Below are 18,811 nucleotides of genomic sequence, written 5' to 3' on the forward strand. Positions count from 1 at the left end.
AAGGAAAAAGCTGAGGGAATGAATCCCTCAGCTTTTTTAGTTCGTTGAATGCAATGACACAAGACGGTACGTCACCTTCGTGATATTGTCTGTGAGCTCCAGCTTTTCAACATGTGCTGTTCCTGTTTTTTCTCCGTCTTTCGTTTTACGCACCTCAAGCGGAATATTTAATGGATAAATGCGGTACCCTTCCTTCATGAGCTCAAACACATTTTCTTCAATTCTTGTCTCTTTTCCTTTTGTGACAATCATTGTATTAAATTCAACAGGCATTCCCATAATGAAAATCCCCCTACTTTCTATATTTCTTTCTACCGTTTATTTTACCACATTTCCGCCTTTTCGGCTGTGCATCCATGTCGTCAGCCGTCTGACAATCTCCCGGTTATGCTGTGGCGGGAAATAATGATGATATCCATGAAAATACCATGTTTCCACAGATTTGCCATGCTGACGCAGGGCATCTTCTAATAAATACGCATGCTCAATGGATACATTCTCATCCAGCTCCCCATGAATGATTAGGACAGGTGCTTCAATTTGGTGCACATGATTCAAGGGCGTTCTAGCCTCATATGCTTCTGGTACCTTATGCGGAGGACCTCCTATTACACGCTTCATCATTCTTCTCATATCCACACGTTCTTCATAGGTGAGCTTCATATCACTTACGCCTCCCCATGTCACAAAGGAAGCGGCCTCATGCTTCATTTCAACAGCGGTCCATATGCCCATAATTCCGCCACGGGAAAAACCAAAGATATGAATGCGCTCCTGCTTCACCTTTTGATGATGTTTCAACAGCTGAAATGCAGCAAATGCATCTTTCCGATCTTCTCCGGCAAAATCCTCGTTCCCTTCGCCTCCTTGATTCCCTCGGTAGAAGGGCGCAAAGACGACAAACCCTTGCGCAGCAAATTGCACAATTCGGCCAGGTCTAACCATTCCCACATTTTTAATGCCGCCCCGTAAATATAAAAAACCGTCATAGAGACCTTCTCCGGCCGGTTCAGCGAGCAGCCCCTTCATCCGAAGTCCATCGGCCTCATATGTCACTGTATATAAGTGAATATGCGGATGTGGCGACGGGAACCTTCTCTTTTCCACAATCACTTGAATTCTCTCCTTTTCATTCGGTGTTACGTTAAATGCTTGATGATGGCTTCTGCGACGAGCTGTCCTGATTTTGTCACCATCGGAGTGCCGCCGCCTGGATGACTTGTGCCGCCAACAAACCAAAGTCCTTCAATATCCTTTGATTGATTATTGATGCGAAAAAATGCCTGCTTGAATGAGTTTGACGACATGCCATAAATGGCCCCATGATACGCTCCCGTTTTTTGCTGTAAATCAAGCGGGGTTTGTACCGCTTCAAATTCTACAAGCTGGTCAAGATCAAAGAGACCCTTTTCCTTTAGTTTTGTTTTCATATGCTGGCCATATGTCTCCTTTAGCATGTCCCAATTTTGCTCTTTTGTCACATATGGCGCATTGGCCAATACAAACAAGTTACTTCTTCCTGGCCCTCCGTTTAAAGCTGGCTCTGAATGACCTGAATAACAGATGTAAAGCGTCGGATCATGAGGAAGCTGTTTTTTCTGAAAAATATCCTTGAATTCTTGTTCATAATTCTCTGGAAAAAACACGTTGTGATGAGACAATTGTTCATAGACTTTAGGGACGCCCAACAAAAGAACAAAACCTGATAACGATGGCTCAATGTTTGCCAGTTTTTGATTTCCAAAGCTCGGGCGGTCTTCTTCATCAATTAATTGGCGATAAACAGTCAGTGCATCTGCCCCCGCAATGACTTGATCTGCTTCATATAACTGCTGATCCGTTTCAACTCCTTGGATTCGCTTATTCTTCACATGAATCTTTTTGACTCGTTCATTGAGATGAATTTGGACACCCAATTCCTTTGCCAGTGTCTCAAATGCCTCAACTAAACGATACGTACCGCCCTTAATACCATAAATGCCTTTTTCTCCTTCTAAATAAGCCATCATATTAAAAATAGCAGGTGCCTCGTATGGAGAAGAGCCAATGTAAGTCGCATACCGGCCAAACATCGCCAATGTATGAGGATGACGAAAATATTGACGTAGCAAGCGCTGAACGGATGTAAAAGGTTTGACTGCAAGAAGGGCTTTCATTAACTTGATATCCGCTTTATCCTTCCAGCTCAATAATAAACGATTTAAAAACTGATCCTCTGCCATTTGAAAAAGCTTCTTCGATTCCTGTAAAAATGCCCGGTATCGCTTTGCATCCTCTGGACTAAAAACTGCAATTTGTGATTCCATTTGCTCAATATCTGGCGTAAACTCGACCGTATGTCCATCTGAAAAAACGTTTTTAGTAAGGGGGAAAATCGGATAAAACGTCACATAATCCTCCATTCGTCTATGACAGGAGGTAAATACTTCTTCAAAATACGCCTTCATTGTAATGGTACTCGGTCCTAAATCAAAAGAGTAGCCAGACGCTTGATGGCGTTGTAATTTCCCGCCTAATGCAGCTTCTTTTTCTAAAATGGTGACCTGGAAACCACGTGACTGTAAGCGAATCGCAGCCGATAACCCGCCAAGTCCGCCGCCAATAATGATCACTTTTTTCATTCGTACCTTCTTCCTTTCCATTCATAGCCTTCTTTTTTCAGCCCAATTTTCATAGAAGCAAAACCAATGGCCATCAGGCTCATGATACTGACAGGCAATAAAAAGGCCATCGTAGACGTTCTTCCATTTTCGATATCAATGACCGCTTTAATGGATACACCAAGCCCGTAGCAAAGAAGGGCTAAACAGAGATTGACCACATCAAAATGAATCAGTGCGATCATAAAGCAAATAACAGGAACTACATAAAGGACGGAGTATAAACAAAAGACACTGCTTAACAAAGCAATGCTTCGATTCACTCCCGGGAACAAATTTTTCCGATATCCTTCCCATACTTCCTGTCCACTCTCATACATTCTCATGTAGACAAAAGAATGAATACTTGCCAGTGTGAACGGAAAGCCCTTCGCTTTCACTCGTTTAGCCAAAGCCATATCATCCACAAGAGAATCCTTGATCGCTTCATGACCACCTATTTCGTGATAACAGTTCTTTTCAATGGCAATAAAGCCGCCATGTGCTGCGGCAAAAGCAGGATGTTGAGATGTTCTGACCCACTTCACTGGCAGATGACAGCCAATCGTAAACATCATCATAGGAACGACAAGATGCTCAAAAGGCGTTCCCGTTTTTTGCTCTGGGAAACCTGAAAGCATGCCCGTTTTTTGTATGCATAACTGCTTGTACACCGCTTCAATAGCACCTTGTTTTAAGCGGACATCTGCATCTAAAAATAACAGCCAATCAGAAGATGCTGCCTCAGCAAGCTGGGAACAAGCATATGATTTTCCAAGCCAGCCGCGCTTCAATACTTGACCTGACTGCACACGAATCCATGGATATGTCTCTGCGAAGCCCTCTGCAATCATTCTCGTCTGATCTGTCGAGTGATCATCCAGCACGATCAGCTCTTTCGGATGGAGACGCTGATCAACAATCGACTGAAGGCAGGCTTCCAGCCGTTTTTCTTCATTTCTCGCTGGAATGAGGATCGATAATGAAATGGGTTCATCAGGTGAAAGAGATGCCGGCTTGAGTACAGGAAATTGCTTCATATTCCAAATCGTAAACATCAATTGGCAGAGCAGCAAAACACTGATGACAATTAAGAAGACCGCCATGTTTTCACCCACTTTTTAAAGGAATCAAACGCATCACTAGTTGACCGGCTTGTCCTTGTCACCTGCCTAAATTGTTCGTTTGTTGAAAAATCTGGATCAGCAATAACCTGTGCTTGATGTGCGTTTAACTGTGTTTCAAGCAGGTCTCCGAGTAAACTTGTTACTTCCTTACTGTGAAGTGATCCGCCAGCTACTAGGACATCTTCTCCAAACTCAACCGATACCGTCGGTTTTTGAAATTGATTAAATGTATAATGCAGCGTCACAGGTTTGATGACGACCTGCTCAAATTGCCTGACTAAAAAAGAAGCTCCGCCTTCCAGTTCAAGCGGCCGTGTGTCTTGGTGCATAATTTTCCCCTGCGGGAAGAGCCACACAGCCCCGCCAGCCTCCATCTTCTCCTTTGCGGTCATTAATGCCTGCTTGACACTTTTCAACTTCTCTTTATGAACTGGAAATGCACCAAGTTTTTGAAAAAAAGCATATTGCTTCAACTGCTTCTCTTCCATCATCATGGCATGATCCAGCTCAGACATTTGTTCTATTAAAAGAAAAATGATCAGTCCATCCCACCATGAACTGTGATTAGCAAGATAAAGAACAGGATGCTTCTCCTTTGGGTCAACCGTACCTTTCATCATGACACAGCGAAAATGTTTGTTCAGTAAATATCGTTCAAGATAAAAATAAAAGAGTCGTCTAAACGATCGGTTTTTGTCGCTTTCTTTCAAATCGAACCCTTCCTTCACACAAGATGACAATGATCAGTGCTAAATAAAAAATGACATCCAGCCCGCCCTTTAATGCTAAAAGACCAAAGAAGAACACCATGGCCTGATAAATACGCCCATTCCAGCGCAATGCCTGCTGATCAATGGATACGAGCGGGAACAGAAATGAAAGTCCTGCTCCAATGATACCCCAGCTGACAAAATTCTCAAAAGGGATACCAAAGAAACCTCCGCCGTCATACCACACCCAAAACTTTCGTTCAGCCGCTACCGGATCTAATATGAGATCAAGCAGCACAATCCATATACCCGTTTCGACGGCTCGCTTCCACTTCGATTGTTGTCTTGATAAAAAAAGACTATTTAAAAACACACCAACCCATGCAAAAGCGATCGTCAAAGGCACTCCCGCCACAAGAAATCCTAGCGTCGGATAATAATCATAGGCCCCAAAAGGAAAATCAGTTGTGATTCCCACCCATTCAACCGTAAACGTCAACACACCCACAATGGCTGCTCTTACGATTACAAAGCTCCATGCCCCGTAGATATTTCGGCCAATCTCAATGACGCAGCAGGCGTAAAGCACAAGAAAGATACCATTCGCAAACTGAAGCCATGCCGGCACTTCAAAAAAGACCATTAAAATAAGACCTACTACATACCAACCAACAAATATCCAACTCAATCTATACACGAAACCGCTCCTTTATTTCTACCAAATTCAAGAAAGCATTCATGCTTCTAGTATAGAAAAAAAGACACGTTCTATAAATAAACAATGCGCTTCTTATTTCATCTAGGCACTCACCAAAAATCCCTTTTGACATACTTTAATTAGTGACCTAGAACAAAGGAGGCGAATTACTCTTGAATCGTTCCATTAAAGTCAGACTGGCATTCATATTCGTTGTCCTGCTCTTTATTCCATTTGTCGCCTGTAAAAAAGACCAAGAGCAGACCGTACAAGTAGCCGAGGTGACCCATTCGGTCTTCTATGCACCGCTTTATGTCGCCCTATCCGAAGGATTTTTCAAAGATGAAGGCTTAGAGGTTGAATTAAAAACCACTTGGGGCGGCGATAAAACAATGACAGCTCTCTTATCCGGCGGCGCTGATATCGCTCTGACCGGATCTGAATCTTCTATTTATGTGGAAGCACAAGACACGAAAGACTCTGTCATGAACTTTGCACAGCTGACACAAACAGACGGTACATTTCTTGTTTCAAGGGAAAAAATCAATCAATTCTCTTGGGATCAATTGAAAGGAAAGGACTTTCTCGGTCAACGAAAAGGCGGCATGCCGCAAATGGTCGGTGAATATGTCCTGAAAAAAGAAGGCATTGATTTGAAACAGGATCTTCGCATGATTCAAAATATTGATTTTGCCAACATTTCAGGTGCTTTTTCCTCTGGAACTGGCGATTTTGTGCAGTTATTCGAACCGACAGCTTCCTTAATTGAAAAAGAAGGCAAAGGGTACATTACCGCCTCCTTTGGTGAGGCTTCCGGCAAGGTGCCTTATACCACCTTTATGGCAAAGAAGAGTTACTTAGAGGAAAACAAAGAGACAGCTGAAGCCTTTACTCGTGCCATTTACAAAGCGCAAAAATGGGTCAAAGCAAAGAGCCCAGAGGAAATTGCCGAGACAATCCAATCTCAATTTCCTGATACAGACCTTGATGTCTTATCAACAGCCATTAAACGCTACAAGCAGCAGAACTCCTACGCAACAGATCCCCTTCTAAATGAAGAGGAATGGAACAAATTACAGGAAATCATGAAGGCAAGTGGTGAACTACCGGAATTTATCCCGTACAAACAACTTGTCGATTCATCCATTGCAAGGAAGGTCACAGATCACAAATAGAACAGGAGGTAGCACATGTCTTTCCTTCAAATTGACCATGTGACCCACACGTACTTCTCTTTAAAAGAAAAAACCACGGCCATCAAACACATCAATATGGAGATCACTCAAGGTGAATTCATCTCATTTATTGGTCCCAGCGGCTGCGGGAAAACAACCTTGCTGTCCATCATCGCAGGCATTACGCCACCCTCTGAAGGTCGAATTTTAATCGAAGGAAAAGAACCGAATCAACAGGAGCATCAAATCGGTTATATGCTCCAGCAAGATTATTTGTTCCCATGGAAAACGATCAAGGAAAATGTCATTCTCGGGTTAAAAATTGCAAAACAAGATTCACATGAAGCCACCTCAGCTGCCCTTAGCTTACTGCCAAAGCTTGGACTGCATGATGTCGAAGAAAAATACCCGAAGGAGCTGTCAGGCGGGATGAGGCAGCGTGCGGCTCTCGCCCGAACGCTTGCAGTTGATCCCGGCCTGCTTCTGCTTGATGAGCCATTTTCAGCACTAGATTACCAGACGAAACTGACATTAGAAGACCTCGTCTTTCACACATTAAAAAACTATCAAAAAACGGCTGTTCTTGTCACGCATGACATCGGCGAAGCCATTGCGATGAGTGATCGCATTTTCTTATTCTCAAAGCATCCCGGCTCTATCCAGCGAATGTTTACCGTTCCAGATGATCTGAGGACGCTCTCTCCTTTTGAAGCGAGACAGACAGCAAGTTTCCAAGAGCTCTTTCAAACGATTTGGAAGGAGCTGAAGACAGTTGAAACACAGTGATCTTTTACATGAAGCCTATCGAAAAAAAATTCGAATGGAAAAACGCATGACGCGAGTCTACCAGTTGATCATTTTCGCCAGTTTCTTTTCGCTTTGGGAGCTTGCGAGCCATTTCAGACTGATTGACCCGCTCATTTTCAGTTCACCATCTGCTGTCTGCCAATTGTTTTTACAAAAATTATCAGATGGTTCATTAATCAATCATATGAGCATTACGCTATTTGAAACAGTGCTCGGCTTTCTACTTGGTACTTTTTGCGGCATTTTATTAGCCGCCGCCTTATGGTGGTCCACCCGTCTTGCAAATGTCCTTGATCCTTATTTGGTTATTTTAAATGCGATGCCGAAAGTCGCTCTCGCCCCCATTTTAATTGTTGCCCTTGGACCAGGCATGATCAGCATTGTCGCGATGGGTGCCATTATCAGTGTGATCATTACCACCATCGTCATTTATACAGCCTTTCAAGAAGTCGATGAGAATTATTTAAAAGTCATGAAAACCTTTGGCGCAAAAAAAAGAACGGTCTTCCGTGAGGTCATTTTGCCAGCAAGTATTCCAACGATGATCTCTGCCATTAAGGTCAATGTTGGTCTTTCTTGGGTTGGGGTCATTGTGGGAGAATTCCTTGTATCCTCAAAAGGACTCGGCTATATGATCATCTATGGCTTTCAAGTCTTCAACTTTACACTCGTGTTCTTAAGTCTTTTCATTATCGCCGTCTTCGCCACCATCATGTATCAGCTTGTTGAATGGCTGGAGCGCCGTTTTCTGCAAAAATAAAAAGCGCAGGGTCATGTCCCTGCGCTTTTTTTAACGAATCAAACCGTTCTTTTCTAAATAAGCAAGACTTTGTCTCAAGACATCATCTTTCATAATAAAACTGAAATTTTTATTTTTTGCGATGGATCTTGGTAAGTCTGCGAAAAGAACGGGTCCTTTCGTTTCAAAATACGTGTCCTGCTTGACGAGCCTTTCAATATCAGCGAAATAAATATTTTTGACAATGACTTTCTCTCTGCCAAGCACCTGATATTGACCAATATACGTTAATTCACGAACAACAGCACCCGTCTCTTCGTGAATTTCTCGTATAGCGGCTTGATCTGCTTCTTCATTTGGCTCTACTTTCCCTCCTGGAAACTCGTAGCCTCGATCCTCATGTTCAGTAAGTAGCCATTTTCCTTGATAGCGGCAAATAGCCCAAACATGCTTAGGATGACTTGAAAAAGGCTGCTCTTCAAAAGAGAGCTTGACCGTATTATGATAATAGTCTTTAAATACATGCATGTGAAATCCCTCATATCCTGTCCTTGCTTCTTGTAAAACATCATACCACAGATCACATTTCTCTGAAGAATTTTTATGAAAAGTGAAACAAACGAGTACTTCTATCTCGTCTGTATGTAAAATAAGTATTCTTGCTAAAACCTTTTTATCATCTCCATCCTCATCCCATTTTAATCATGAAACCTTTTGCCCATGATGACGTAAATCAATAAGTGTTTGTCCTACACAGACGAGGAGGAAACCAGCATGAGCATCACAAATGGATCAAAACAAGAAAATAACAAAGCATGGCCAATGAGGCAACATGAGAAAGAAGACGCTTCTCTTGAGGCAGTGAAGAAACACCTCATGAAAGGACAAAAGTTAGATTTAACAAAAGACAATCCAAATGTAGATCAAATTCAAATCGGACTTGGCTGGGACTTATCTGGTCAGCCAATTGATTTAGATACGCAAGTGTTTCTCTTAAATGAAGAGGACAAGCTTCTGTCTCCAAAACACCTCATCTATTATCATCAGCAGCAAAGCTTAGATGGAGCTGTTCGCCATCTAGGTGATCATCAGGTCGGCGGAGGCTATCGGGATAATGAGATCATCATTATGCAGCTGAGCAGAGTCTCACCCGATATTCAGAAAATCGTCGTAACAGCCACGATACATGATGCACACGAGCGGGCACATCATTTTGGACAGGTGAACAATGCCTACTTGCGCCTTTCCGATCAAATCACACAACAGGAGATTTGTACCTTTCAGTTAACAGAAGATTATTCATTTTGTACATCCATCATTTGTGCTGAACTAACGAGAGTTGAGAACGAATGGAAAATTACCGCAACCGGACAAGGTACGACCCTTGATTTAAACGACCTATGCCGCATCTACGGATTCACATCTTGACAAAGGAAAGGAGCTGGCACAAATGGGATTTCATTTCAACACGATCGAAGAACTGACTTTACAAGCAGAAGGCAACGGGATCTTTTTTGCCAAAAAAGGCGCTATGATTGCCGATCAAGGTACATTTCAATACCGTAAACGATTACTTGGGACGAATAAAGGAAATATGGTCAGCCAAGTATTTAATCATATTAGCAGAAAATTAACAGGTGAAAACCTTGAGATGATGGAAGTGAGTGGACAAGGCACTTGCTACTTGGCTGATTCTAGCGAGCATGTGACCGTCATCAATCTTGAGCCGAACGGTCCTTGGCAACATGTTAGCGTGGAAAGTGAAGATTTACTTGCCTTTACTGAAGAATGTCACTATGGCGTGACACCAGTAGGCGTTGGGATTTTATCACAGAAAGGGCTGTTTACTTCAAAGCTCTCGTATCAAGGTCACGGGGCGCAGGTTGCCATCAAAACAAATGGAAACCCGCTGATTTTAAAAGCACCTTGCCGTGTAGATCCTGACGCCATTGTCGCTTGGACGGGCAAAGCACCGAAAGTCAAATTAGATGTGAACTGGAAAACGTTCATTGGACAAACATCAGGCGAATCCTACTTGTTTGAATTTCATGAACAGGACCAAATTGTGATTATCCAGCCATCTGAACGAACATCTGGAATGCGGGTCGGGATAGATGATAACCGGTACAAACCCCAGAGTCAGAGTACCTCACACGAAATCACCAACTCACAGCAGGAAAATAGAGGCGGAATCAGTGATCTGATCGGCGGCATCTTACAGCCTCGAAAATAAAAGCATGTAGAATGTCTCTACATGCTTTCAGATCGTTGACAAAAGGCTAAAATGAACTTTCTTTTAGCCTTTTGTCTTCTTTTCAGCGTGATAGAAAACCTTTGCAGTCTAGGAAAAACGAGTACTAGCGTGGAGCGAATTTCACATTCGTGAGCACTAGCACGCAGGACTGACAAAGAATGCGAGGGTTTGTCTACATGCTTTTTCAATTCATCAGTCCATTGGTCTCAATAAAGTTCTTTGTCTCTTCGTTACCGAGATCATGAATCATCGAGTAAATTTCTTTTCTTTTCCTATCCATTTCGTCGTTTGGACTATCATAATGATATTCAAGAAATGGAACATGCGCCCGAAAGAAACCTTTCCAATCTGTCATATACTGTTCATCAAAATACTCTCTTAACTGCAAGATTTGGTCATCATCTGCTTCTATCTGAAATTGCCAAGCAGCCGCGTCTCTGTGCTGTGAGATTGATCCGTCTTGAACGGATACATAGTATGTGTGTGTCGCCATCTGATTCATCCTTTTTCCTTTAGTATGACCAGATATGAAGAAATTACGGCTTTTTGCGCAATTTATTTTTAATCATGTCTAACACATCAATAAACAACTGTGGAATGGGAATTCCGAGAGCTCTGGCTGTTGAGACAATCTGGTACGATTCATAAATAATATAAAAGATGAGCGCTAAATCCTTAATTGTCCCCCCAGTCTTCAGCATGACATCGAAGAAATGTGCCATGGATATTAAAGAGATCGTCACAACCTTTCGAACAAGCCTGGTCAAAAAACGCTTCATCGTAAGTTGTCCAGTCACAGATTCTCTTAGGCTTGAACAAATTAATTCTATAGCCATGAGTGTCACTAATATCATGAGTAAATATCCTGCTCCACCAAACAGAAAGCCCATTGCCGACAAACTGACTGTAAACAACGAAAAGATGCCTAAATCCTTGCTCACTTGGCATCAACATCCTTTCATAGTGGAACTTCTTACCTCAATAGTATATGCCGCATTTGATGAATAGCTTGGACGACAAAAAATAAAGGCATGGTTAGCTGTGCAAAAAATTCGTGAAGCGCATAAAAAGAGCCGCCTGTGACGGCGGCTTTCTTGGTTAAACTCTGACATCAATAAACGTAGCGTCTGAATCTTTGGGCTGAACAGCTTGAGGCTGCTGCTGCACTTGATCGAGCATCACCATAGCTTGGGCTGTGTTCGTGGCAAGCTGTGAATTCAATAAACTGATATTAAGTGTTTTTTGAATACTCGCCACTTGCTGGCTCATCATTCCTGCAATTGAGGACATTTTCTCCCCTCCCTTCCCTTTTCTCTTCGGCTGAAAGCCCCATCAATTCAATGGGCTGTCTGTCACAAATCCACAAAAAAAGAATGCCGATCTGTTTAATGATCGACATTCCTTTCACATTCGCTTATCCTAAGTATGCTTTGAGCATCCAGTTGTGTTTTTCAATGGATTGATGAATCGCAAGCAGCATATCACCTGTTGTTTCATCGCCAACTTCTGCAGCCAGCTCCATGCCTCGCTTAAGTTCTTCTGCAATATTAGAGAAATCATCATACAGATTTTTCACCATTTGCTCGGCTGATTCATTGCCTTCCGCTTCTTGAATGCTAGAAATTTCTAAGCACTCTTTCATTGTCGCAACAGGTTGTCCATTTAATGCGAGCATACGCTCAGCCAAATCATCGATATAAGTGGCTGTTTCTGTATATAATTCTTCGAATTTTTCATGGAGTGTAAAGAAGTCTTTTCCCTTTACATACCAGTGATAGTTATGTAATTTTACGTAAAGCACAGTCCAATCTGCTACTTGTTTATTGACGACGTTTAATAATTTTTCAGACATGTTGATTCCTCCTTATGTAGTTGCGTTTAGTATGGGATTACCCTTTTTTTATTATACTGAAACCTGCCATCATTTTCTTCTATTTTGACCGCATGAAATATATGTTAATATGGAAATAAGGAGGGAGTTAGATGCTGTTACTTGGGATTATCAGCTTTATCATTATCTCAATCGTTGTCTTTTTATCACTGTGGACGACATCAAAGGCTTATGATTACAAGCATAAAGTCGATTCACCACAGGATGCTGAACCAAACCAACGTCCTAACCCAAAATAAAACCGCTTTCAATGATGTGAGGTATCTTCTTCTTCAGTAGATGAACTCTCTTTTTTCACATCACCTACATGGATGTTTGTCTTCGGCATATTATGCTGCTGTTTAGCTGTCACATGGACTTGTATGATATAAAGGCCATCTTGTTTGAAAGCTGTATGCAATTCATATACACCTTTCTCCTTTTTCTTTGGCTGAATCATCTTGCTGTTATCCTTGTCGCCATCTTTCCACACTTCAAATTGAACATCATCTGCATCATCAACAGGCGTATCACCATATGTGACAGCTGCTTTTACGATAACGTTTTCATTTTTCTCCACTTGCTCCGGCCCTGTTAGTTTGACTTCTAATAGCTCAGGCACTTCTCCCTTGTCATTGCTCGCTGCCGAGTTTCCACATGCACTAAGTAATGCGAGCATCAAAATGATTCCTACCATTTTCCGCATTCGTGTATCCCCCTTTTTTACTGACATGTCCATTTTAACAAATATCCCCTATTTTAACAGCTCTCGTTTCATTTCATATAAAAAACCGGACATTCAATATGTCCGGTTCATCATCTTACTGATTATCCAAATACTTTTAATAGCTCTTCTTGATCCTGAGACAGCCAGAAACGCATTAAACGTTTTGCTCCTTCAAGATCATGAAGCTTCGCTTGACCGCACTGCTCTTCATTTGCAGCAGGAATTTCTGTTACTTCCACTGCATCTTTGAATGTTGCATCAAGCAGTTCAACGATCTCTCTTGGTGTCGGTGCACCGCTGACAACTAAATAGTAGCCAGTCTGGCAGCCCATCGGAGAAATATCAATGATATCAAAATGATCGTATTTCTCTGAGTGTGTTCTAATATTAAACGCAAGTAAATGCTCTAATGTATGAATCGTATCAGGTTTCATTGCCTGCTTGTTTGGCTGACAAAAACGGATATCAAATTTGTTCACTTCCCCATCTGATCCCACTTTATGAACGCCGCAATGACGAACGTAAGGTGCTTTTACAGCATTATGGTCAAGTTCAAAGCTTTCGACTGAAGGCATTAATCACCACTCCTATAATTGCAATTTCCTATATTATAACATATTGTTCCGACCAGTTTAGTTTATAAAACTTCCCTTCCTTGTCCTTTTTTCTTATACTGTGAAAAGACAGACAAGGAGGAACCTCTATGAAACAAATTTTTATCGGCATCATTCGCTTTTATCAAAAATGCATTTCCCCTCTAACACCACCGAGCTGCAGGTTTTACCCCACTTGCTCAAACTACGGGCTAGAGGCGATCAAAACGCATGGCGCTTTAAAAGGCGGCTGGCTCACGATTAAACGAATTTTAAAATGTCACCCGCTGCATCCTGGAGGCATGGATCCGGTCCCGCCTAAAAAGGAAAAATAACTTACTTTTCTTCATAACCATTGACAACTAAGTCAAGCTTACCTGTTCCAGGATCAATGACAAGACCATGTACAGGCACATCAGATGGAAGAAGCGGATGATTTTTAACGACAGATACACTGTCTTTCACACTTTCTTCAACTGAGCTAAAGCTTTTGAGCCACTGTTGAAAATCGATTCCTGAGTATTCCAGTACTTCAATCCGTTTTTCTGGAATACCACGCTCAATGGCTTTATTTAAGAGTGTTTCGCTGTCTATTTTACTCATACCACAATCGTGATGCCCAATGACGTACACCTCGTCAGCATTCAATTCATAAACAGCCACTAAAATGCTTCGCATAATACTTCCAAATGGGTGAGAAACAAGAGCGCCAGCACTTTTGACAATTTTAATATCGCCATTTTTCATGTTCATGGCGCGTGGAAGCAGTTCAACAAGTCTTGTATCCATACATGATAGAATGACAGCTTTTTTCTGTGGAAACTTCGTTGTTGTAAACTCTTCATATCGCTTCTCTTCAATAAATTGTTGGTTATATTCGATGATTTCGTCTAAAAGTTTCATAAGTTTGTCCATTCCTTTTTCTTTTTTTAAAAATAAATATAGCACAATGTTTTAAATTTCGTCACGTTTTGACGTCTATTTTTTTAGAGGAAACATCTTCTGATGAAAATTTTTTATTTTCCTCTTTTCAAATCGTAATTATTACGATACAATAACTCAGGACATTAAATCGTAATCATTTCTATCTAATAGGTTGAGAGGAGACATTCTTAGATGAAAAAAATCTTTTTTATTTTAACAGCTGCTTTATTAGCGGTCGGTCTTGCCGCTTGCTCAAGCAGTGCGGGGACAAATGCTTCAAAAGGAAAAGCAGACGGGAAATTAACCATTTACACGACGATCTTCCCTATTCAAGATTTCACTGAAGAAATTGGCGGCTCTCACGTGAACGCTCAAAGTGTGTACCCTGCCAATGCAGATGCACACAGCTTTGAACCAAGTTCAAAAACGATGGTTGAAATGGCTGAAGGAGATGCCTTTATTTACAGCGGAACAGGTGCTGAAGCATTTGCTGATAAAACGGCTTCTACGTTAAAAGACCAAGGCGTGAAAACAGTGAAAGCAGCCGAAGGCATCAAGCTATTATCAACACAAGAAGAACATGCTCATGAAGAAGGGGAGGACCATGATCACGATCATGAAGGTGAAGATCATGACCATGATGGACACGACCACGGAGATAAAGATCCCCATGCATGGCTAGACCCTGTTTATGCACAGCAAATGGCAAAAAACATTAAAGACACACTCGTTTCACTAGATCCAGATCATAAAGACGAATACACAAAAAACTATGAATCACTAAAAAAAGAATTACAATCGTTAGATCAGGAATTCAAAACAACGTTATCTAAAGCAGAACATAAAGAAATTCTTGTTTCTCACGCTGCATACGGCTACTGGGAAAAACGCTATGGCATTGAGCAAATCAGTGTACTAGGACTCTCTGCTTCTGAAGAGCCTTCCCAAAAACAGCTTGAAAATATCGTACAACAGGCAGAAAAGCATCACATCAAGTATGTCATTTTTGAAAATAACGTCAGCAGTAAAGTATCAGATACGATTCGCAGTGAAATTGGGGCAAAAAGCCTTACACTGAAAAATCTAGAATCCATTACAGAAGATGATGCTAAAAATGGCGAAAGCTATGTCAGCTTAATGAAACAAAATTTAAACACATTAAAAACAGCTTTAAATGTTGAATGAATTCATGAACCCCGTGCGATCAGCCGGGGTTTTTTACTGCACAAAAAAACACACCATGATCAGGTGTGTTTCTTTGTCTACATTTGGTATTTTTTCTTAAACTGCTCCGCTCTGCCGCCTTTTTCTCCGAATTTCTGGCGTCCTGTATAAAATGGATGCGTATCAGAGCTTGTCTCTACTTTAATGACAGGATAAGTCTTCCCATCTTCCCACTCTACGGTCTCATGTGATGTCTTTGTTGATCTACTTAAGAAGCGGTAACCGCTGTTTACGTCCATAAATACAACTTCATGTGAGGTTGGATGAATATCTCTTTTCAATGTCAAAACTCCCTTCATCATCAAAACGTAACGATTACGTTTTATAATTATATTCTACTCCCTCTTTTACAACTTGTCAAAAAACAAGCTTTCTTAGTCAGGAAGAATAATCTAAAAATGGTGGAGAATAATAAACACCATCAAAAGAGATGCGATAAGAAAGGCGGAGAAAAAATTGACTGATCTCGTTTTAGCTAGAAGTCTGTTCGGCACAACAATGGGCTTCCATATTATTTATGCCTCGCTTGGCGTAGGCATCCCGCTAATGATTTTGTTAGCTGAACTCATCTTTCAAAAAACGAAGGACCCGCATTATGCCATCATGGCCAAACGATGGACAAAAGCGCAGGCTGTTCTGTTAGGTGTTGCCATTCCAACCGGTACCATTGCTGGTACGCAGCTTGCCCTTCTATGGCCTGGTTTTATGGAGGTCATCGGAAAAGTCATGTCACTGCCATTTCAAATAGAAATTTATGCTTTCTTTATTGAAGCATTATTTATGTCTATTTATGTGTACGCAGCAGATCGTTTATCACCAGCCATGCGCATCATTACCGTTATTTTCGTTGTCATTGGTGCAGCAGCTTCAGCGATTCTCATTACAAACGTACATGCTTTTGAAGGAACACCCGCTGGCTTTCAAATGGTCAATGGAGAAATAACGAATATCGAACCTTGGAAGGCATTTTTCAATCCAAGTTTTGTTGTAACTGCTACTCACGTCGTACTGTCTGCTTTTACAACAGGCGCTTTTGTCATTGCTTCTGTCGCTGCATTTAAAATGTTGAAAACAAGAAAAAACGAAAAGCTCTATACCTTTCATCGAAAAGCCCTTTTTCTTGGACTGATTGTAGGCGGACTTTTCTCTTTTCTCACAGCCTTAAACGGTCACGAATCAGCTCAGCTTCTGTATGAATATCAGCCTGAAAAATTAGCGGGTGCTGAAGGTTTATTTGAAACGCAATCACATGCGCCTCTGGCCATTGGCGGTTTTACTGATGCCAATACGCAAGAAATCAAAGGAGCTATCGAAATCCCTTGGGCACTTAGTTTTCTTGCAGGAAATAGCTTTGATACTGTGGTTAAAGGGTTAAATGATTTTCCTAGGGACGAGTGGCCGCCTTTATTTATTCACACATTATTTAATGGAATGGTCATTATCGGCTCATTGCTCATTTTCTTTGCTGTGTTAGCACTGTTTTACCGCAAAATTTTAAAACGCGAACATTATCCAAAATGGCTGCTTGTCCTTTATTTATTTGGCGGGCCTCTTAGTCTCTTGGCGATTGAATTTGGCTGGATCTTTGCCTGTACAGGCCGTCAGCCATGGGTGATTTATCGAATGCTCAAAACCTCTGAAGTCGTCACATCATCAGGATCTATCGGTACACTTTTCATCCTTTTTGCCATTGTCTATCTCATTTTAGGCATCGCAACTGTGATTGTACTGACGTACTACTTTAGAAAACATTCAATTGAAGAAGACTTACGGTTAACAGAATCTTAAAAAGGGAGCGATCTTGATGCAAATGGATGTAACAACTGATGCACTCATTGCAATCACCATCTTATGGGGATTCGTGTTTATCTATGCAGTGATGGCATCAATGGATTTCGGTGCAGGATTTTGGTCAATGATTTACATGAACAAAGAGCAGACAAAGGCCGCAAATATCGCAAATAAGTATCTTTCTCCCACTTGGGAAGTAACTAACGTGTTCATTGTAGCCATCGTCGTTGCCTTGTTTAGCCTGTTTCCAGGTGCAACATTTGTGCTAGGCACTGTTCTATTAATACCCGGCAGCATTATTTTATTGCTTCTTGCACTGCGAAGCGGATTTCTCGTCTTCTCTCATTCACTGCCTAAAAAATATAGAAAAGCCGTTACATATATTTCAGGAATTAGCGGCTTTATTATTCCGTCCATTCTCATCATGGTTCTCCCCATTACACATGGTGGATTCATCTTTCAGGAGAATAATGTCTACTCATTAGATTTAGGATTGGTCTTTACAAGCGCAAATGTCTATTCTTTCGTAGGTTTTGCGATTTTCAGTACCCTTTTCCTCTCATCTTTGCTTTTAGCTGATTTTTCTAATGTTGCAAACGAAGATGAGGCTTATAACATTTATAGAAGAGGAGCACTGATTACGGGTCCACTTTCTCTCATGATGGCTTTCTTTATCATGCTCACACTGAGAAGTGAGGCCAATTGGCTGTTCACAAAAATGATGCAGAACATCCCGATCCTTCTTGTTTCTCTACTCATGTTTTTGCTTGCAGGTTTGGCTCTATTTTTACCAAACAGTCGCTTTAAACATCGGAAAGGGAGACCACGTTTAGCGGTTATCGCCATTACAATTCAATATTTCTTAGCAAGCTATGTGTATGGACATGCGCATTTGCCCTATATGGCCTATCCTGATATTACCATCATGTCTGGGTTTACAGATCCCGTCACATTTAGGGCATTATTTATTACGTATATTGTAGGGTTTATCATCCTATTCCCTGGGTTCTACTTCTTCTGGAAATTGTTTATGAAAGATAAGCGTTATATTCGTCAGGAAGATTAACATGAATGAACGCCCCTTACTTCGGTTACATTATAGATGAAAGACATACTCAAAAGGAGGTCATCTGTATGAGTCAAAAAATCCTTTGTGAAGTAAACAACTGTTCCTACTGGAATGCTGGAAATCGTTGTGGTGCAGATGCAATTTATGTCGTCAGCCATACAGGAAATACGGCTGAGAAAAGTGAAGAAACTGACTGTAAAACGTTTAAACCTCAAGACCTTTAAGTCTCATTAAAGGAGGCGCTTCGCTTTGAAAAACGATCGGCTTGCTCAAACGTTTCTTGAAGAAATTCAGGACGCGGACGAGGCTGCATTTTATCAAGCAGCTCACTCCTTTTTAAATCTTTGGGATTATGAATACGGACATGTTTCCGACATGCCCAATGACATGCATCAGTATATTGGACAGCTTGCTTACGACAGCGGGCTTGTAGAAGAGTAAGAAAGAGCGGATGACCGCTCTTTC

The 18,811-nt window shown here is 41.4% G+C and carries 27 protein-coding genes; 12 read left to right on the forward strand and 15 right to left on the reverse strand.

The annotated features are described in order from the left end of the window. Positions 1 to 36 precede the first annotated feature (36 nt). The 6 genes from LCD34_RS04810 to LCD34_RS04835 are packed head-to-tail and all read right to left on the reverse strand — an operon-like array spanning position 37 to position 5,173. Positions 37 to 279, reverse strand: coding sequence for a DUF2584 domain-containing protein (locus LCD34_RS04810; protein WP_017358362.1), 243 nt, complete (start codon positions 277 to 279; stop codon positions 37 to 39). Between the two features lie 39 nt (positions 280 to 318). Further along, positions 319 to 1,113: an alpha/beta hydrolase family protein gene (locus LCD34_RS04815; protein ID WP_017367901.1), complete on the reverse strand. Its 795-nt coding sequence runs from the start codon at positions 1,111 to 1,113 to the stop codon at positions 319 to 321. Positions 1,114 to 1,139: 26 nt separating this feature from the next. Then, positions 1,140 to 2,621 carry a phytoene desaturase family protein gene (locus tag LCD34_RS04820; RefSeq protein WP_224558596.1) on the reverse strand — a complete coding sequence of 494 codons (1,482 nt, stop codon included), beginning with the start codon at positions 2,619 to 2,621 and terminating at the stop codon, positions 1,140 to 1,142. Next, a complete protein-coding gene (locus LCD34_RS04825; protein WP_224558597.1) occupies positions 2,618 to 3,745 on the reverse strand; it encodes a glycosyltransferase in 1,128 nt (375 codons plus the stop codon). Before LCD34_RS04825 ends, LCD34_RS04820 begins: the two co-directional genes overlap by 4 nt. Next, a complete protein-coding gene (locus LCD34_RS04830; protein ID WP_224558598.1) occupies positions 3,730 to 4,476 on the reverse strand; it encodes a lysophospholipid acyltransferase family protein in 747 nt (248 codons plus the stop codon). Before LCD34_RS04830 ends, LCD34_RS04825 begins: the two co-directional genes overlap by 16 nt. Then, positions 4,445 to 5,173: a carotenoid biosynthesis protein gene (locus LCD34_RS04835; protein ID WP_052320820.1), complete on the reverse strand. Its 729-nt coding sequence runs from the start codon at positions 5,171 to 5,173 to the stop codon at positions 4,445 to 4,447. Before LCD34_RS04835 ends, LCD34_RS04830 begins: the two co-directional genes overlap by 32 nt. 173 nt (positions 5,174 to 5,346) lie before the next feature. On the opposite strand from LCD34_RS04835, the gene LCD34_RS04840 reads away from it, so the two are divergent. From LCD34_RS04840 to LCD34_RS04850, 3 genes are read left to right on the forward strand one after another with little or no spacing between them, the layout of a single operon-like run. Then, positions 5,347 to 6,348, forward strand: a complete 1,002-nt coding sequence (locus LCD34_RS04840) for an ABC transporter substrate-binding protein (protein ID WP_046527566.1) — start codon at positions 5,347 to 5,349, stop codon at positions 6,346 to 6,348. Between the two features lie 15 nt (positions 6,349 to 6,363). Then, positions 6,364 to 7,134, forward strand: a complete 771-nt coding sequence (locus LCD34_RS04845) for an ABC transporter ATP-binding protein (RefSeq protein ID WP_046527567.1) — start codon at positions 6,364 to 6,366, stop codon at positions 7,132 to 7,134. Positions 7,135 to 7,168: 34 nt separating this feature from the next. Further along, a complete protein-coding gene (locus LCD34_RS04850; protein ID WP_370648334.1) occupies positions 7,169 to 7,915 on the forward strand; it encodes an ABC transporter permease in 747 nt (248 codons plus the stop codon). A gap of 30 nt (positions 7,916 to 7,945) precedes the next feature. Here LCD34_RS04850 and ytkD read toward each other — a convergent pair whose 3' ends face one another. Further along, positions 7,946 to 8,422 (reverse strand): RNA deprotection pyrophosphohydrolase, encoded by a 477-nt coding sequence (gene ytkD / locus LCD34_RS04855; RefSeq protein WP_008342951.1) that lies wholly within the window; start codon positions 8,420 to 8,422, stop codon positions 7,946 to 7,948. A gap of 246 nt (positions 8,423 to 8,668) precedes the next feature. Here ytkD and LCD34_RS04860 point away from each other — a divergent pair, with 246 nt between their 5' ends. Then, on the forward strand, positions 8,669 to 9,322 hold the full coding sequence (locus LCD34_RS04860; protein WP_138826312.1) for a TerD family protein: 654 nt from the start codon (positions 8,669 to 8,671) through the stop codon (positions 9,320 to 9,322). A gap of 22 nt (positions 9,323 to 9,344) precedes the next feature. Beyond that, positions 9,345 to 10,127, forward strand: coding sequence for an AIM24 family protein (locus tag LCD34_RS04865; protein WP_008342947.1), 783 nt, complete (start codon positions 9,345 to 9,347; stop codon positions 10,125 to 10,127). A 205-nt stretch (positions 10,128 to 10,332) separates the two neighbouring features. Here the strand turns inward: LCD34_RS04865 and LCD34_RS04870 are convergent, their stop codons facing one another. The 4 genes from LCD34_RS04870 to LCD34_RS04885 form a co-directional block, all read right to left on the reverse strand. Beyond that, positions 10,333 to 10,641 carry a hypothetical protein gene (locus LCD34_RS04870; protein ID WP_017358369.1) on the reverse strand — a complete coding sequence of 103 codons (309 nt, stop codon included), beginning with the start codon at positions 10,639 to 10,641 and terminating at the stop codon, positions 10,333 to 10,335. 43 nt (positions 10,642 to 10,684) lie between these two features. Further along, positions 10,685 to 11,089, reverse strand: coding sequence for a holin family protein (locus tag LCD34_RS04875; protein WP_008342944.1), 405 nt, complete (start codon positions 11,087 to 11,089; stop codon positions 10,685 to 10,687). Positions 11,090 to 11,246: 157 nt separating this feature from the next. After that, complete coding sequence (locus tag LCD34_RS04880; RefSeq protein ID WP_008342942.1) at positions 11,247 to 11,438, reverse strand: hypothetical protein; 192 nt, start codon at positions 11,436 to 11,438, stop codon at positions 11,247 to 11,249. 124 nt (positions 11,439 to 11,562) lie between these two features. Continuing rightward, the gene (locus LCD34_RS04885; protein WP_007501934.1) at positions 11,563 to 12,000 is read right to left on the reverse strand and encodes a Dps family protein; all 438 of its coding nucleotides are present in this window, start codon (positions 11,998 to 12,000) and stop codon (positions 11,563 to 11,565) included. A 131-nt stretch (positions 12,001 to 12,131) separates the two neighbouring features. Here LCD34_RS04885 and ytzI point away from each other — a divergent pair, with 131 nt between their 5' ends. Next, positions 12,132 to 12,278, forward strand: coding sequence for a YtzI protein (ytzI, locus tag LCD34_RS04890; RefSeq protein ID WP_017358370.1), 147 nt, complete (start codon positions 12,132 to 12,134; stop codon positions 12,276 to 12,278). A gap of 8 nt (positions 12,279 to 12,286) precedes the next feature. Here ytzI and LCD34_RS04895 read toward each other — a convergent pair whose 3' ends face one another. Together LCD34_RS04895 and LCD34_RS04900 are read right to left on the reverse strand one after the other, a co-directional pair. Further along, positions 12,287 to 12,724, reverse strand: a complete 438-nt coding sequence (locus LCD34_RS04895; RefSeq protein WP_017358371.1) for a FixH family protein — start codon at positions 12,722 to 12,724, stop codon at positions 12,287 to 12,289. 122 nt (positions 12,725 to 12,846) lie between these two features. Beyond that, positions 12,847 to 13,320, reverse strand: coding sequence for an S-ribosylhomocysteine lyase (locus LCD34_RS04900; protein ID WP_008342935.1), 474 nt, complete (start codon positions 13,318 to 13,320; stop codon positions 12,847 to 12,849). Between the two features lie 128 nt (positions 13,321 to 13,448). Between LCD34_RS04900 and yidD the strand changes: the two genes are divergently transcribed. Then, positions 13,449 to 13,673, forward strand: a complete 225-nt coding sequence (yidD, locus tag LCD34_RS04905) for a membrane protein insertion efficiency factor YidD (RefSeq protein ID WP_008342933.1) — start codon at positions 13,449 to 13,451, stop codon at positions 13,671 to 13,673. Between the two features lies 1 nt (position 13,674). Here yidD and LCD34_RS04910 read toward each other — a convergent pair whose 3' ends face one another. Continuing rightward, positions 13,675 to 14,241: a beta-class carbonic anhydrase gene (locus LCD34_RS04910; RefSeq protein ID WP_017358372.1), complete on the reverse strand. Its 567-nt coding sequence runs from the start codon at positions 14,239 to 14,241 to the stop codon at positions 13,675 to 13,677. A 213-nt stretch (positions 14,242 to 14,454) separates the two neighbouring features. Between LCD34_RS04910 and LCD34_RS04915 the strand changes: the two genes are divergently transcribed. Beyond that, positions 14,455 to 15,447 (forward strand): metal ABC transporter solute-binding protein, Zn/Mn family, encoded by a 993-nt coding sequence (locus tag LCD34_RS04915; RefSeq protein ID WP_224558599.1) that lies wholly within the window; start codon positions 14,455 to 14,457, stop codon positions 15,445 to 15,447. Between the two features lie 77 nt (positions 15,448 to 15,524). Here LCD34_RS04915 and LCD34_RS04920 read toward each other — a convergent pair whose 3' ends face one another. After that, positions 15,525 to 15,767: a type B 50S ribosomal protein L31 gene (locus LCD34_RS04920; RefSeq protein ID WP_017358374.1), complete on the reverse strand. Its 243-nt coding sequence runs from the start codon at positions 15,765 to 15,767 to the stop codon at positions 15,525 to 15,527. A 175-nt stretch (positions 15,768 to 15,942) separates the two neighbouring features. Here LCD34_RS04920 and LCD34_RS04925 point away from each other — a divergent pair, with 175 nt between their 5' ends. From LCD34_RS04925 to LCD34_RS04940, 4 genes are all read left to right on the forward strand, one after another. Next, positions 15,943 to 17,274, forward strand: coding sequence for a cytochrome ubiquinol oxidase subunit I (locus LCD34_RS04925; protein ID WP_035391038.1), 1,332 nt, complete (start codon positions 15,943 to 15,945; stop codon positions 17,272 to 17,274). Between the two features lie 22 nt (positions 17,275 to 17,296). Beyond that, positions 17,297 to 18,343 carry a cytochrome d ubiquinol oxidase subunit II gene (locus LCD34_RS04930; protein ID WP_169476099.1) on the forward strand — a complete coding sequence of 349 codons (1,047 nt, stop codon included), beginning with the start codon at positions 17,297 to 17,299 and terminating at the stop codon, positions 18,341 to 18,343. A gap of 68 nt (positions 18,344 to 18,411) precedes the next feature. After that, the gene (locus LCD34_RS04935) at positions 18,412 to 18,570 is read left to right on the forward strand and encodes a DUF1540 domain-containing protein (RefSeq protein WP_008360682.1); all 159 of its coding nucleotides are present in this window, start codon (positions 18,412 to 18,414) and stop codon (positions 18,568 to 18,570) included. 25 nt (positions 18,571 to 18,595) lie between these two features. Next, complete coding sequence (locus LCD34_RS04940; protein ID WP_017358376.1) at positions 18,596 to 18,787, forward strand: hypothetical protein; 192 nt, start codon at positions 18,596 to 18,598, stop codon at positions 18,785 to 18,787. Positions 18,788 to 18,811 lie beyond the last annotated feature (24 nt).

The organism is Bacillus sp. RAR_M1_44 (assembly GCF_020165935.1).
GTDB classification, from domain to species: domain Bacteria; phylum Bacillota; class Bacilli; order Bacillales; family Bacillaceae; genus Bacillus; species Bacillus altitudinis.